The organism is Micromonospora rifamycinica (assembly GCF_900090265.1).
In the GTDB taxonomy this organism is placed as follows: domain Bacteria; phylum Actinomycetota; class Actinomycetes; order Mycobacteriales; family Micromonosporaceae; genus Micromonospora; species Micromonospora rifamycinica.
The window spans coordinates 1,449,102-1,464,738 of record NZ_LT607752.1 but is presented as its reverse complement, the minus strand read 5'-3'; the positions used below and the strand labels follow the sequence as shown (position 1 = coordinate 1,464,738).

General features: G+C 76.4%; 7 protein-coding genes. 5 read left to right on the top strand and 2 right to left on the bottom strand.

Annotated features, from left to right (window positions below; genetic code table 11):
* Nucleotides 1-71: 71 nt before the first annotated feature.
* A complete protein-coding gene (locus GA0070623_RS06180) occupies nt 72-1,442 on the bottom strand; it encodes a glycosyltransferase family 2 protein (RefSeq protein ID WP_231932688.1) in 1,371 nt (456 codons plus the stop codon).
* Nucleotides 1,443-1,449: 7 nt separating this feature from the next.
* Entirely contained in the window at nt 1,450-2,802 is a 1,353-nt protein-coding gene (locus GA0070623_RS06175) for a nucleotide sugar dehydrogenase (protein ID WP_084261500.1), read from the bottom strand.
* Nucleotides 2,803-3,358: 556 nt separating this feature from the next.
* On the opposite strand from GA0070623_RS06175, the gene GA0070623_RS06170 reads away from it, so the two are divergent.
* Genes GA0070623_RS06170 through GA0070623_RS06150 form a run of 5 tightly spaced genes read left to right on the top strand, consistent with a single transcriptional unit; the run spans nt 3,359 to nt 15,551 of the window.
* Nucleotides 3,359-4,234: a DUF4132 domain-containing protein gene (locus GA0070623_RS06170; protein WP_067312966.1), complete on the top strand. Its 876-nt coding sequence runs from the start codon at nt 3,359-3,361 to the stop codon at nt 4,232-4,234.
* A complete protein-coding gene (locus GA0070623_RS06165) occupies nt 4,231-8,985 on the top strand; it encodes a hypothetical protein (RefSeq protein WP_067312964.1) in 4,755 nt (1,584 codons plus the stop codon). Before GA0070623_RS06170 ends, GA0070623_RS06165 begins: the two co-directional genes overlap by 4 nt.
* Nucleotides 8,982-10,145, top strand: coding sequence for an AAA family ATPase (locus GA0070623_RS06160; RefSeq protein ID WP_067312962.1), 1,164 nt, complete (start codon nt 8,982-8,984; stop codon nt 10,143-10,145). The genes GA0070623_RS06165 and GA0070623_RS06160 overlap by 4 nt, the downstream gene beginning before the upstream one ends.
* Nucleotides 10,129-13,638 carry a DUF5682 family protein gene (locus GA0070623_RS06155; RefSeq protein ID WP_067312959.1) on the top strand — a complete coding sequence of 1,170 codons (3,510 nt, stop codon included), beginning with the start codon at nt 10,129-10,131 and terminating at the stop codon, nt 13,636-13,638. The genes GA0070623_RS06160 and GA0070623_RS06155 overlap by 17 nt, the downstream gene beginning before the upstream one ends.
* Nucleotides 13,635-15,551, top strand: coding sequence for a hypothetical protein (locus GA0070623_RS06150; RefSeq protein WP_067312957.1), 1,917 nt, complete (start codon nt 13,635-13,637; stop codon nt 15,549-15,551). The genes GA0070623_RS06155 and GA0070623_RS06150 overlap by 4 nt, the downstream gene beginning before the upstream one ends.
* The last annotated feature ends 86 nt before the right edge of the window (nt 15,552-15,637 follow it).

Here is a 15,637-nt window from a genome sequence, read left to right as displayed (position 1 = left end):
CACCAGCGTCCCCGCCCCGGCGAGGGTGAGCGCCACCCGGGCCAGCCGGGTCAGCACCCGCCGCCCGGCGTTCACACCGTGCTCCGGGACCACACACCACGCCGGATCGTCCCCACCGACCAGGGCAGCAGCCAGGACAGTACGGTCGCGGAGAGCACGCTCATCAACGGCCGGTACGCCCAGCGCGGGTCACCCGGGTTGTCCAGCCGGTAGGCCAGCCCCCACGCGGTGCCCTTGAGCAGCACCCCGCACAGGTAGAGCAGCGGCACCGCCCACCAGCCGCGCAGCGGCGCCCACACCAGGTGGGAGAAGGCCATCGCCGGGGCCAGCGCCACCCAGAGCGCGTGACCGTAGTAGAGCGCGGCCGGGCCGGCACCCCGCCGCCACATGAACGTGCCGGTGAAGAAGAGGTTCCGCACGTAGCTCTTCTTCCACCGGGTCTGCTGGCGCAGGAACGGCCGCAGCCGGGCCGGCACGGTGGTCCACACCTTCGCCGAGCGGACGTAGCCGACCCGCCAGGCGCGCGGCGGGTGGTCCTCGTCGCGGACGAACGACGAGTCGGCGAAGCGCCGCTTGAGCCGGTCGCCGATCCAGCGTTGGCCGAGCACGTAGCCGGTGAGCTGCCGGTCGGTGGCGAACCGGAACTCGCCCCCGAGGAACCGGTCGGCCGCCCAGGCGGGCAGGTAGTTGAGCACCGCCTCCCGGCGGAACACCGCCAGCGGGCCGGAGACGCAGGTGACCGCCCCGAACGACGCCTCGGCTGCCTTGGAGACCCGGAACTGGCCCTCGTACCAGACGTCCTGCACCCGGCTGAGCAGCGATTCGTCCGGGTTGAGCGCGCGGGCGTGACCGCTGACCGCGCCGAGGTCCGGTTGCCGCAGCAGGGCCTCGACGCAGCGGCCCAGCGCGTCCGGGGCGAGCACGCAGTCGGAGTCGGTGAAGGCGAGCACGTCGCCGGTGGCGTGCCGGGCGGCGTGCACCAGGGCCCGCTTCTTGCCGACGTTGCGGGGCAGGTGCAGCACGGTGACCGGGAGTTCGGCGGCGAGCCGGTCGAGGACCTCGGCGGTGCCGTCGGTGGAGCCGTCGTCGACCACGATCACCTGCAACGGCCGGTGCTCGCTGCCGGTCATCGACCGGACGCACGCCTCGATGCCGTCCACCTCGTCCTTGACCGCCACCAGCAGGCTGACCCGGGGGGCCGGCGGCAGCGGCGGGAAGGTGGCGGTGTGCCGGGGCTGCGCCGGCGCCTCGGCGGGGTCGGCGTACCGGGCGTAGGCCAGGTAGAACACGGCGACGGTGGCGGTGAGCACGGCGAAGCCGTAGAACGCCAGCAGCGGGGCGTACGGCAGTCGGGGCAGTTGCCGGGCCAGCAGGACGATCAGCGGGAGCAGCGCGAGCACGGTGAGCAGCCGCCGCAGGCCGCGCCGCACGGGGGCGGTCACCGGCATCTCAGACGACCTCCCGCCGGGGCAGCCCGGCGAGCCGGTAGGTGGCGTCGAGCACCATCGGCTGCCCGCTCAGCCACGCCTCGTCCAGGCCGGACTGGCGGGTGTGCACGACCACCAGGTCCCACTCCCGGTCGGCCGGGTCGGCGACCCGGCGCAGGGTCTGGCCGTCGGGGGTGCGGACGGTGTCGACGAGCTCGTCGACGAAACCGACCTCCGCGCCGGCCCGGACCAGCTCGCCGATGATCTCCAGGGCCGGGGACTCCCGGACGTCGGCGACCCCCGGCTTGTACGTCACCCCGGCGACCAGCACCCGGGCACCGAGCAGGGGGCGCCCGGCCCCGGCGAGCAGCTCCCGGATCCGGTCCACCACCCGGCGGGGGCGGGCGGCGATCCCCCGCATCGCGGTCTCGATCAGGGGGGCCTCGCGGCGCTGCCCGCGGACCTGCCAGAGCAGGTAGTGCGGGTCGCAGGGGATGCAGTGCCCGCCCACCCCGGGGCCGGGCTGGAAGGCCATGAACCCGTACGGCTTGGTGTCCGCCCCGTCGATCACCTCGGTGACGTCCAGGTGCAGGTCGCGGCAGAGGTCGGCGAACTCGTTGGCCAAGGCGATGTTGACCGCCCGGAAGGTGTTCTCCAGCAGCTTCGTCATCTCGGCGGCCTCGGGCGAGCCGAGCCGGTGCACCAGGGGCGTGATCCGGGCCAGCGCGGTGGCGGCCCGCGCGGTGCAGTCCGGGGTGGTGCCCCCGACGACCCGGGGGGTGAGTTCCTGGCGGTGCCGGTCGTTGCCGGGGTCGACCCGCTCCGGCGCGAAGGCCACCCACACCTCCTGCCCGACCCGCAGGCCCCGGTCGGCCAGCGGGGCGACCAGCAGCTCGCGGGTGGTGCCGACGTAGCTGGTGGAGGTGAGCACGATGGTCTGGCCGGGGCGGGCGTGGGCGACCACCGCCGCGCAGGCGGCCCGCAACGCGGTGAGGTCCGGGGCGAGGTGCCGGTCCACCGGCGTCGGCACGCAGATCAGCACCGTGTCGGCGTCGGCGATCTCGCTGATCGCGGTGGTGAGGCGCAGCGCGGGGTCGGCGGCCCGGAGCGTCTCGCGCAGCCGTTCCTGGTCGGCGTCGAGCAGGTCGGCCCGACCGGCCCGGATGTCGTCGAGCCGGGTAGCGGCGATGTCCACGCCGATCACCCGGGATCCGCTGGCGACCAGGGCCAGGCTGGTCGGCAGGCCCACGTACCCGAGGCCCACCACGGCGGTACGCGCTCCGGTGGCGGGGGCGGCGGTCGGATCCGGTATCGCCGTCGGACCCCCGACGATGGCCGGGACGTCGGGCCGGGCGGCGGGCAGCAGCTGCGACATGGTGGGGAACCCTCACGGACGGTGAACGGGGATGACCCAAGAGTGCCGATCAGGCGATTAGACGGCTGTCCGTCGAACAGCCGGGTGGCAGCGGAAAGGCTACGGGCGGTGACTGTCCGTTCGGTCAGTTTTCGGCGGGTGAAACGCCCATCGGTGCCGTGCGGGGCATCACCCGGGCGATGTCGACTGGTCACGGCGGCACCACCGCCCCCTGCGGCCCCACCGGCCCCGTCGCCCCGGTCGGAGTAAGAATCATCACTGGCGGTGAGCTTGCGGTCGGGTGCTACCCGCCTCCGCCGGTCCGGCGCGACGGTCGGCCCGCCGATCGCGGTGACCTGCACTTCGGCAGGTGGACCGATTGCGGGGGAAGCGGTTCCCGACCGGCGGCGGCGACCATCGGCGGCGCTTGGGGATCGCTGCTCTCCACTGCTCCTCACCGACAGTGAGGAATCCTGCCAGTGCCGGGCCGGTGGCCGCGGGGCGGGACGGCGGCCGTTTTTGTCGTCCGGGTGGGCTAGCCTCCGGTGTCTTGATCGGTCGAGCATGGGATGTCCACATGGGATGGTCAGCGGTGCCGGGTGGCTATCAGGTCGCTCTCCGTGACGGCGACGTCGTGGCGCGGAACGCCAAGGGACGGGAACTCCGTTCCGTGCCGGCGTCCTTACGCGACGATCCGACGGTGCTCGGGCTGCGCCAGCTCACCGAGTGGCTGACCCGGCACGAGGCCCAGTGCCGGACGGACATCGAACGCTGGATGGTGCGCTCGCTGCCGGTGCCGGTGTCGGTGCTGACCGAGGTGTGGCCGGACGAGGCGTGGCGCACCGCGCTGACCGACCTCGTCGTCGCGGTGCTCGACGACGACGGCCACCGGGATCCGGACGGGGTGGGTCTGCTCCGCGACGCGGGCGACGGTCAGGTCGGGCTGGTCGACCTCGACGGCGACACCGTCCGGCGGACCGCCCGACGGATCGTCGTCCCCCACCCGGTCACCCTCGACGACCTCGACGACCTGCGGGAGTTCGCCGCCGAGCTCCAGGTCCGCCAGTCGGTCGACCAGCTCTTCCGGCAGACCTGGGTCCGCGGGCCGGACGTCGACCCGACGGCGACCCGGGTCGGCGACTACTCCGGCGGCCGGTACGACCAGCTCCGCCACCTGACGGCCCGGGCGACGAAGCTCGGTTATCCGGTGCGCGGCGGCAACGCGGTGTGCCGGATCGTCGAGGACGGCCACACCGTCGAGGCCCGGTCGTGGGTCGGCGCCGATGACCCGTACTACGAGACCGAGACCGGTGACCTCGTCTTCACCGACCGGCACGGCACCGCCCTGCCGCTGGGCACGGTCGGCCCGGTGGCCTGGTCGGAAGGAACCCGGATGGCCGCCGCGCTGTACGCCGGACGGGTCGTGGCAGCACAAGAGGAGGATGGCCGGTGAGCGCCGACACGATGGACCTGCTGGAGGCGGGAGCGGTGCTGCCCGTCGGCACGGTGGTGGCCAAGGACGACACCGCCGCCACCCTGACCGCCCGCCGCTACGCCCACCCGGCCCTCGCCGGCCGGACCGTGGTCCGGCTGGTCATCGACACCCTCGGCGAGGCCGAGGACCTGTCCATGGAGTTCCTGGGCTTCACCCCGCCGGACCGGGTGACCCCGGTCGGCGTGGTCCGCCAGCAGGCCCTCGGCTTCCCGGCCTGGGCGCTGGTCCACGACCCGGCCAACGGGCACCACGCCCTGGCCCTGGTCAAGGAGATCGAGCGGCTGGCCCGGACGGCGAAGTCCCGGATCGGCCCGGCGAAGGACGGCTTCAACGCCCTCGGCGAGCGGCTGGCCCGGTCGGTGCCGCACTTCCTGCCGACGTTCTTCGAGGAGGCCGGGCGGGCGTTCCTCGCCGCCGACAGCGTGACCCACGCGGCGAGTATGTTCGGCAAGGCCCGGGACGCCGAACGCGCCTACGGGCTGACCATCGACGAGGACCGCCAGCACGCCGTCTTCCTCGAGTTCGCGCTGGCCGGCGCGCTGACCGCGAAGGCGCTCTCCGGCCACGCCCGGGACCTGGCGACCCGGCGCGCACCGGCCGACGCGTACGCGATGTTCCTGCGGCTGTGCGTGGAGCGCACGCTGGGCGGCCTGCCCCCGTACGCGGCGATGCACACCGACCTGCGCCGGCTGGCCCGCGCCGCCGGCCTCGACCCGGCCGCCGAGGACGAGCGGGTGCTCGGCGAGCTGCTGGCCGCACCGGCGCTCAACCGGGCGCCGGAGGCGTTCTGGAACGCCTATCGGGCACCGCTGGCCCGGCTCGCCGCCACCGACCCCGCCCTGCGCGGCCGGTTGCTCGGGCTGACCCCGCAGCACTGCGGCGATGACGTCTGGCTGGGCGTGCTGGAGGACGCCGGTGCCACCCTGGCGCTGACCGGGCCGGCGGACGGCGTACCCGCCGAGGCCGCCGCGCCGGACGGACCGGCCGGCTGGCTGAGCCGGTTCGACGCGCACCGGGAGCGCCGCTCGTGGCACGTCCGCAAGCGACACCCCGGGCTGCTGGCGCTGGTCGCCCGGATGGCGGGGCGGCTGAAGGCCGACGGGGTGCCGGTCGTGCTCTGCCGCTCCCACGACACCGTGGACCTCGACCTGCTCGACACCTGCCTGGCCCTGGGGGTGCCCGTCGCGGATCCGGGCGACAGCGTCCGGCACCGGCTGGACTCGTGGCTGGCCGACGAGACCGACGGGCGGCGCGACCTGGTCGCCGTCGCCGCCGACCGGCGGTTCCTGCCGATCCTGGTCGAGGGGGTCGAGCGGCGGCTGAGCTCCGGCTCGCGCGACCTGAGCGACCCGACGCCGCGGGTGACGGAGATCGTTGCGGTGCCCGGTCTGCGGACCGCCCTGCGGGGCTGGCTGGACACCCTCGCCGATGCCGTCGGACGGCAGGGGCTGCCCACCCTCGACCACCACCTCGACCGGGTCGGCACGGTCGCCTGCCCGACCGGGTTCGCCGTCAACCCCGACGCGGTACGCCGGCTCGTCGACCACGACCTCGGCCCGGTCCTCGGCCGCACGCTGCGCTCCGGCCTGCTCGACGAGTACGGCTGGCCGGCCCTGGACACCGCCACCGAACGGCTCGCCGAGTCGACGGTGGACGTGCAGCTCACCGGGCAGTGGCCGTACCTGCTCCTGGTCACCGGCGACCTGGTCTCGGTGGCCGGGCCGGACGGGGTGGCACTCGAGCACCTGATGCGGATCCCGGCCGGGGAGAACCGCTACCGCTGGCGGCTGGTCCTGCGCTACGTCGACGGGCAGCTGCTGGTCTGCTGGGACCGGGGCCGCGACCGGGCCGCCTACTGGAGCGGGGCACCGGACGACGTCTTCGTCCTCCCCGACGACGCCTTCACCAACTACCCCCGGCTGTCGCTGCCGCTGCCCGGCGGGGGGCGCACCCAGGGGCGGCGTCCGCTGCGGGTCGGTGACCGGGGCGAGCGGACCGGCGGCCGGGTGATCAGCGACGGTGACACCTACTGGGTACGCGCCGCCGACCACCCGCTCGGCTGGCGCGAGTACGACCCCGCCACGGGCGAGCCGGGCCGGTTCTCCCGGCCGACGTTCTTCGAGGACGGCACGCTCGACGGGCGGCCGCTGGACGCGGAGGCGTCCTGGCTGCGTCCCGTCGAGTCGTCGGCCGGCCCGCTGGGCCACGCGGCCGGGCTGGCCGGCTGGCGGGCCCGGCGCGCGGCGGACGGCGGCTGGACCGGCGAGTCCGTGGACGGGCGCTCCTTCGCCCTGCCGGCGGGGGTGTCCCCCGGCGGCAAGCTGGCGGCGGCGGTGCGGTTCCCCGGCGCGGACACCACCTTCGGCGTGCTGCACCACGGCCGGGGCTCCGGTGGCGAGCTGCTGCTCTGCGCCGAGGACGGCTTCCTGCTCGGGCGCTACCAGCTCGGCGCGGAGCGGTCGGCCTTCGCCGCCGGCACCCGGCTGGTGCCGCCCCTGGAGTACTGGCACTTCCTGCGGCCCCGCGACGAGGCCGGTTCGGCGGCGCTTCGGGGCGTCACCGACGCACAGGCCGGCGCGCTACTGGCCGAGGCGGCCGGTCAGGACGCCGCCCAGGTGCGCGCTCTGGTCGGCCGGTACCTCCCGCAGCTCACCGCGCCCGCCCTCGTCGCCGGGGTCGCCGGGCTCGTCAGCCGGGCCGCCGCCCAGATGGCCCGACTACGGACGCTGGCCGCCGTGCTCGACGGCGAACAGGCCAATGCCCTGCCGGCGCAGGAGCAGGCCCCGGCCGGGGCACCGGCGGTCGACCGGCTGCTCTCCGAGGGGCTCGCCGGGCTGATCCAGTACTGCTACAGCGCGGAGGACAGCTCCCTGCGGCTGATCTCCCGCGCGGGGGCCGTGCTCACCGGCACCGACCCGACACCGGACGCCCGGGGTCGACTCGACGGTGACCTCGACTGGTTCGACCTGCTGGGGGTGCTGCCGGCCGCGATGTACCGGGCGGTGGCCCCGATCTGCCTGTCCGAGGTACGCGAGGCGCTGCTGACGCTGCTGGAGGTGTGCGCCCGCTCCGGGCTCCTCACCGCGGGCAGCCGGCTGCGGCGGCTCACCCTGGTCGCCGACGCCGGCACCCCGGTCGACCAGGCCCGGGGGCAGGTGCTGACCGAGGGCGGCCGACGGACGCTGGTGCTCGCCGTCGACACCGACGACCGGGAGCTCGACGTGCTCGACTGGACGCCGACCGGGAGGTTCTCGGCGGTGCCGGGTTTCCGGATCACCGAGGAGGAGATCCTGCCGACCGGCGACGTCACGCCGCAGCGGCTCGACGAGTTCGTCCGGCTCGCCCGGGCCAACGGGCCGCTGGAGTGGCAGCCTGGCTGGGCGCGCACCCTGTCCGAGGCGGCGGGCATGAGCCATGCCGAGGCGGTGCTGCTGCTGACCGGCCTACCCCGGCTCGTGTGGGAGAAGGCCCCGGCCGAGCTGCGGACCATCCTGGAGCTGCCCGACGCGGCGGCCGCCGCCGCGGCGGCCCGGTTCTGGGGCACCGGCGGGCGCGGCCGCCAGGCCTTCGCCGGGCTGCTCGGGCGGCTGCTGCCGGAGGACCCGGCGACGCTCTGGGTCGACGGACCCCGGCAGGACCTGATCGTCGAGGAGTGGATCCGGCGGCACGGGCGACGTCGACCCGTCGCCGACGAGTTGATCGTCCAGCTCGACCGGGCCGAGGTGACCAGCCCGCTCCCGGCCTCGACGGTGGTCCACTGGGTGGCCAACGCGGCGACCTGCCCCTGGCTGGCCGGCGCCGACTCCGGCGTGGACGACGACGACGCGCTGATCGCGCTGACCAGGACCCTGCCGTGGCTGGCGTACCACCTGGCCGTCGACGACCCGATCCGGTCGGCGTTGCCGGTGGCCGCCCGACTGGCCCGGCAGCGGCTGGCCGATCCCGGGTTCACCGTTTCGGTCGGCCACCTCGACGGCAACAAGCTCCCGGCGTTCACCGCCGCGTTCGGTCTCCCGGTGACGACCGGCCCGGCGGGCACCGAGGTCGGCCCGGTGCTGATCCCTCCGACGACCCGCTGGCAGCAGGTCCGGTTGCGTCCGTCCCGGCTGTCCGGGCTGGACGATCCGGCGCTGGCCGTGCTGCGGGCGCGCCTCGACCAGGTCAACGAGCCGTTGCTGGCGGCGCTGCGCGCGCTGCTCGGTGACCAGCTCAGCGAGGTGGTGTCGCACGTCGTCCCGGCGATGGACGACGGCTTCGCGCAGGACCCGACCCGGTCCGACCCCGAGCTGGTCGCGACGGTCGCCTCGACGCTCGGGCTGGGCGCCGACGCCGCGGCGCTCTACCTGCAGCTGCTCGCCCTGCCCGACCCGACCGACCGCAACGTCGCCCGGTGGACCGGCTGGAAGCCGGCCCGGCTCAAGGCGGCCCGCGCCGAGCTGGCCGCGACCGAGCACGTCGTCGCGGCGAAGCGGCCCCGGGCCGGCCGGTCGCTGTTCCTGCCCGGCGGCTGGTTGGCGCTGAAGGCGCCGCTGCTGCCCCTGGAACGGTGGAAGCTACCGCTGCTGATCGGGGGCGAGGGCGGCGTGACCGCGCTGGGCATCGTCTCCCCGGTCGCCCCCGCACCCCGGCTGTTCGCGCTCGCCTGGGCCCGGCTGGTCGAGGGTGACGCCCCCCGCTTCGACGATCTTGTTACGGAAAGGCGCCGATGACCACCGCGACCACCCCGGCGGCTCGCCAGGTCCAGCCGGCCGAGCACGCCCACGCCACCGAGCTGGCCTTCCTCGCCGCGTACGACGACGGGCCCCGACCGCCGGGTTGGCGGCTGACCCCCCGTGCGGTGGTCACCTTCATCGTGGGCAGTGGCGGTGCCCCGCTGGAGCTGCCCCGGCAGGCCCGCCGCGACGACCTGCCCCGCACCCTGGCCGTGGCCGCCAAGTTCGTCGGGGAACGGGCACTGGTCGAACGCTGCGTCGTCACCCTGGCCGGGGAACGGGGCCTGCTGCTCGTCGGCGAACCGGGCACCGCCAAGTCGATGCTGTCGGAGCTGCTGTCCGCCGCGATCTGCGGCACCAGCGAGCTGGTCGTGCAGGGCACCGCGGGGACCACCGAGGACCAGCTCCGGTACGGCTGGAACTACGCCCTGCTGCTCGCGCACGGGCCGAGCGCCGCCGCGCTGGTGCCGTCGCCGATCCTGTCCGCGATGCGGACCGGCGCGGTGGCCCGGGTGGAGGAGATCACCCGCTGTCTGCCGGAGGTCCAGGACGCGCTGGTGTCCATCCTGTCCGACCGGCGGATCGCGGTGCCCGAGCTGTCCGGCACCGCCGAGGCGACCGTGCCCGCCGCCCCCGGCTTCACGCTGATCGCGACCGCCAACCTGCGCGACCGGGGGGTGTCGGAGATGTCGGCGGCGCTCAAACGCCGGTTCAACTTCGAGACGGTCGGCCCGATCGGCGACCTCGCCCAGGAGGTCGCCCTGGTGGCGCGGCAGGCCCGCGCCACGCTGGAGCGGGTGCACGCCCCGTTCGCGGTCGACGACGCGGTGTTGGAGGCGCTGGTCACCGCGTTCCGGGACCTGCGGGCGGGGCGGTCGGTCGAGGGCTGGGAGGTGGAGCGGCCCTCCACGGTGATGAGCACCGCCGAGGCGGTGGCGGTCGCGTCGTCGCTGGCGCTGGCGGCGGCCTACTTCCCCGGTGACCGGGACGTGCTGTCGCTGCTGCCGGGGCACCTGCTCGGCGTGGTCCGCAAGGACGACCCCGCCGACGGGGCCAAGCTGCTCGGCTACTGGGACGGCGCGGTCCGGCGGCGGGCCGAGGACGGCGGACGGCTGTGGCGGCAACTCTGGGAACTGCGCGATGTCCTCACCGACTGACCCGTCACCGCCGGCCGGCCCGGGGCTGGTCGATCCCGCGGTCGCGGTCACCGCGCTGGCCGGGCACCGCCGGCCGTACCTGATCGGGGTACGGCACCACTCGCCCGCGCTGGCGGTGGTGCTGCCCCGACTGCTGGCCGGGTACCGACCCGAGGTGCTTCTCCTCGAACTCCCGCCGGAGCTGGGCGAGTGGCTGCCGTGGCTCGCCGACCCGGCCACCACCGCCCCGGTGGCGCTGGCCGGGGTGGTCGGCGACCGTGGGGGGCCGGCGTTCTACCCGTTCGCCGATTTCTCCCCGGAGCTGGTCGCGGTGCGCTGGGCCGCCCGCAACGGGGTGCCGGTCGTCCCGTGTGACCTGCCGCTGGCCGACCCGGCCTGGCAGGAGCGCGAGCCGGCCGGCACCCCGCCGCCGGGCCGGTCGTTCGCCGACGCGCTGCGGGCGGCCGGCACCGGACGCCCCGACGACGACCTGTGGGACCGGTCGGTCGAGGCCCGGGCACCCGGCGCGGACCCGGAGGCGGTCCGCCGGGCGGCGCTCGCGGTCGGCTGGGCGATGCGGGCCGACGCCGAGCGGGGGCCGGGGGTGTCCCCCCTCGACCTGCGGCGGGAGGCGTGGATGCGGCGGTGCCTGGCCGAGGCGGGGCAGGGCCGGGTCGCCGCCCTGGTCGGCGCATTCCATGCCCCGGCGCTGCTGACCGGCGCGCAGGACCCGCCACCGGCCGGCCCGGCGGGTGCGTCGTCGGTGGTGACCTCGCTGGTGCCGTACACGTTCGGGCTGCTCGACGCCCGGTCGGGCTACCCGGCCGGCATCCGCGATCCGCAGTGGCAGCAGTCGGTGCTCGCCGCCGACGGTGACCCCGCGGCCGTCGAGTCGGCGACGACCGGCGCGGTGGTGGCGGTCTGTGCGGCGATCCGCCGGGCCGGTCACCCAGCCGGTCCGGGCGAGGCCCGGGAGGCGGTCCGGCTCGCGCTCGACCTGGCCCGGCTGCGCGGCCTGCCGGCACCGGGCCGGGGTGAGCTGGTCGAGGCGATCCAGAGCGTGCTCGCCCACGGCGAGGTCCTCGGTCGGGGCCGCGCGGTGGCCGGCGGGATGGAACAGGTGCTCGTCGGCGACCGGCGGGGCGCGTTGGCCCCCGGCACCCCGCGCTCCGGGCTGGCCCCGGCGGTGCGCGAGCTGCTGACCCGGTTGCGTCTGCCCGGGGCCGGCGACCCGGCCCGGGAGCTGCGGCTGGACCCGCTCCGGTCCGCCCTGGACCGGCGGCGGGAGATCGCGCTGCACCGGCTGGTGGTCTGCGGTGTCGACTACGCCGCGCCGGCCGGCGGCGCGGGGGTCGGCGGGGTGGATACTGTCACCACCCGTTGGCGGGTGGAGTGGTCCCCCCGGACCGAGGCGACGATCGAGGTGGCCGGGCTGCGCGGGGTGACCCTGGGGCAGGCCACCGAGGGTGCGCTGGTGGAGCGGCGACGGCGGGAACGGGCCGACGGGGGGCCGACCGTCGCCGCGGTGATCGCGGGGTTGGCGGACGCCGCGCGGTGCGACCTGGCCGGGTTGGCCGCGCGCCGGCTCGCCGAGGTGTCGGTCACCGTGCCGGCGGAGGGCAGCCTCGGTGAGCTGGTCGCCGCGTTGGCGCTGCTCGACCGGCTGCGCCTCGGCCACCTGCCCGGTGGGTCCGGGATGTCGCCGGGTGAGCTGGGGCGGGCCGTCGAGGCGCTGGAGGGCGCGGCGATCCGGCAGGTCGACGGGCTGGCCGGTGCCGAGGACGCGGCCAGTGCCGAGGCGTTGGCCACGCTCGCCCAGCGGGCCGACGCGGCCGGGGCGGGGTTGCGCCTGGCCGACTGTCTGGCCCGGCTCGCCGCCGGGGGCACCCCGCTGATGGCCGCCGCGGCCGGCGCGGTCCAGGTCCTGCTCGGCCTGCGGGAGCCGGCGGCCCTCGGCCGGCTCGTCGCGTCCTGGTGGGACACCGCGACCACGCCCACCGGGCGGCAGCAGCTCCAGGGACGGCTGACCGGGCTGCTGGTCGTCGCCGAACCGCTGCTGCGGGCCAGCGGTGAGGTGCTGGACGGCTTCCTCGACCGGATCGAGACGGTGCCCGACGAGGAGTTCCTCGCCCGGCTACCGGCGCTGCGTGCCGGCTTCCACGTGGTCAGCCCGGCGGGCCGGGACCGGCTGCTGGAGGTGGTCCGGGAACGGCTCGACGACACCGGTCCGGCGGCCGACATCGCGGTGCTCGACGATCCGGAGGCCCTGCTGGTCCGGCTGCGCGCCGACCGGGCCGGTCGGGAGGCGCTGCTGCGGGAGGGCCTGCTCACCCCCGGTCCGGCGGCGTCGTCGCCGGAGCCGGCGGCGGTCGCCGCCGCGGCGCGGCCGGCGGACCGGCGCAGGCCCGCCGGTGGGCTCTCGACGGTGGACCGGTGGCGGCTCGTGCTCGGCCGGGAGTCCGCCCGGGTGGGGCCGCGCGCCCGCCGCTACGCCACCGCGCTCGACGAGCTGTATGGCGCGGGCCGGGGCGAAGGGGCCGGTGCCGAGGCGGCCGGTCGGGCCGGTCGGGAGGCGTCGTTTCCCGGCGTACGCGAGTGGGCGGAGGAGCTGTCCGCCCTGTTCGGCCCCGGGGTGCGTGAGGAGGTGTTGGCGCGGGCCGTCGAGGCGGGCCGGCTGGACGCGGTCGCCGAGCTGGATCCGGCGGCGGTGCGTCCGTCCGTCGAGTTGCTCCGGGACGTGCTCACCCTCGCGGGCGGTCTGCCGGAGTCCACGGTGGCGCGGCTGCGACCACTGGTCGCCCGCCTGGTGGCGGAGCTGACCAGGCAGTTGGCCGCCCGGTTGCGCCCGGCGCTGACCGGGCTGACCACCCCCCGTCCCACCCCCCGGCCGGGCGGGCCGCTGGACCTGCCCCGGACGCTGCGGGCCAACCTGGCCACCATCCGCCGCGACGCGCAGGGGCGGGTCATGCTGGTGCCGGACCGGCCGGTGTTCCGCAGCCGCGCCCGTCGGGGGGTGGACTGGCGGCTGGTGCTCGTCGTCGACGTCTCCGGTTCGATGGAGGAGTCGGTGATCTGGTCGGCGCTCACCGCCGCCGTGCTGGCCGGTGTCCCGGCGCTCAGCACCCACTTCGTCGCCTTCTCCACCGAGATCGTGGACCTCTCCGACCGGGTGGACGACCCGCTGGCCCTGCTGCTGGAGGTCAGCGTCGGCGGGGGCACCCACATCGCGGCCGGGTTGCGGTACGCCCGGTCGTTGGTCACCGTGCCGCAGCGGACGATGGTGGTCGTGATCAGCGACTTCGAGGAGGGCTTCCCGATGGGTGGACTGCTGGCGGAGACCCGGGCGTTGGTCGAGGCGGGCTGCCAGGTGCTGGGCTGCGCCAGCCTGGACGACGCCGGTCGGCCCCGCTACTCGGTGTCGGCGGCGGGCCAGCTGGTGGCGGCGGGCATGCCGGTCGCCGCGTTGAGCCCGCTGGAGCTGGCCCGGTGGGTCGGCGAGCAGGTCCGCCGATGACCGCTCTGCCGGCGGTGACCGCGCCGGTGCTGGCCGAGGCGTTGGACGCGTTGCCGGCGCGGCTGCGCAGGAAGGTGGACGACGCGGTGGTCCGCGCCCGTGGCTGGCCGGTCACCGGCACGGCCGACGGGGTGACGGTCCGGGTCGACGAGTCGACGACGGTGACCCTGGTGGCGGTCGACGGGGTGGTGCGCGGTGCCGCCGACGTCCGGTGCAGTTGCCTGCTCGCGCCGAACTGCCTGCACCGGATGGCGGTGCTCGCCCTCGCCCCGGTGGACGACGCGGCCCCGTCGCCGCCGTCCGCCGTCCGACCTGGCGATCCGTCCGTCGGCCGCCCCGGCGGTCCGGTGCCCGGGGTGCCCGCCGCTGGCACCGCAGCCCCGCCCGCCGATGCCGCTGCCGCGCCGCCCGCCGGTGCGGCGGCTGTGGCGGGCGGTGGCACCCCGGCTCCCCCGGCGGCCGGTGCGGCGTCGGACGGCGGGCTCACCGACCGTCAGCGGGTCGCCGCCGAAGGGCTGTGGCGGGTGGCGGTGGAGGTGCTGGCGGCGGGGGTGGTCGGCTGCGGGGTGGTGCTACGGACCGCCCTGCTGCGGGCGGTGCACGAGGCCAGGACCAACGGTCTGCACCGTGCCGCCGCGTCCGGCACCCGGGTCGCGGCGGGACTGCGGGCCGCCCGGGAGGCCGAACCGCACCACCGGCTCGCCGAGCTGACCGACGACCTGCGCGAGCTGCTGGCGGTGTCGCGTCGGCTGCGCGGGGCCGCGCCACCGGCCGATGAACTGGGGGCGCTGCTGGGTGTCGCCCGACGGGCCTACGACCCACAGGCGGGCCTGCGCCTGTACGGGCTCTGCACGGTGCCGGTGGTGACGGATTCCGGGTACGCCGGGGTGGTCACCTATCTGGCGGACCGCACCGGTCGGCTGTGGACGGTCGCCGATCTCGCCCCGGGCGACGTGGGACGGGCCGTCGGCGCGGGCGACGCCACGGTGGCGGTGGGCGAGTCGGGGCTCAGCCACCGGCAGCTCACCCGGGCCGGGCTGGTGGTGTCCGGTGGCACCGCGTCGGACTCGGGGCAGTTGGGGGCCGGCCGGGCGGTACGGGCGGTGCGCGCCGCCGGTGCCGGTTGGGCCGACGAGCCGCTGGCCGGGTTGTGGACGCAGCCCCTGCCCGAGCAGGTACGGCGGGCCTTCGACGCGGTGACCCTGCCGGTGCCGGAGCGTCCGGCCGGCGCGGACCTGCTCTTCCTGACCGTGCGGGTGCTGGGCGGCCACGAGCACACCGTCCTCGTCGAGACCGGCGACGGGGCGGTGCTGACGCTGACCGCCGCCGACGAGCACGCCGTCCTGCCGTACCGGGACAACCTGCGGTTGCTGGCCCGGGCGGCAGGGGCGGAGCTGCGGTTGGTGGGTCGGCTCGATCCGGCCCGCCGGGCGACGGTCCAGGCGCTCTCGGTGGGGCCGACGTCGGTCGACGGGCCGGGGCTCGACCTGCCGGAGAGCTGGGCGGGGCACGCCGATCTCGGCTTCGACCGGCTGCACTCCAGCCAGCTCAGGGCGGGCGACCCGGGGTCGGTGGACGATGCGTCCCCGGGCCGCGCCGGTCCCGTGCCGGGTCCGCGGGTCGGTGATGCCGCGGGGGGACTGCTGCGTCGGCAGGTGGAGCGGGTCGTCTCGGGTGGCCGGGCGGTCCAGGCGCTGGCCGATCCGGTGGCGCAGCGCCTGCGGTCGGCCCGGCTGGATCTGGGCGCGCAGCTGCTCACGACTCTGGGCGACGCGGCCCGGGCCCGTCCCCGGGACGCCTTCGGGCGGCTCACCGATGACGACGGTCAGGCGTTCGCGGAGTCCTGGCTGGCACTGGCGGTCTACGAGGGGGCGGCGTCGCGGGCACTGGCCGAGGCCTCCTGGCTGCCCTGAGAGTGGCCGCCTGGCCGCCCGGACGGGCCACGACCGACCGCGGAGGGGGTGTCGCGGGGCGACCGGCGGACGGGGTCTCGCGACCC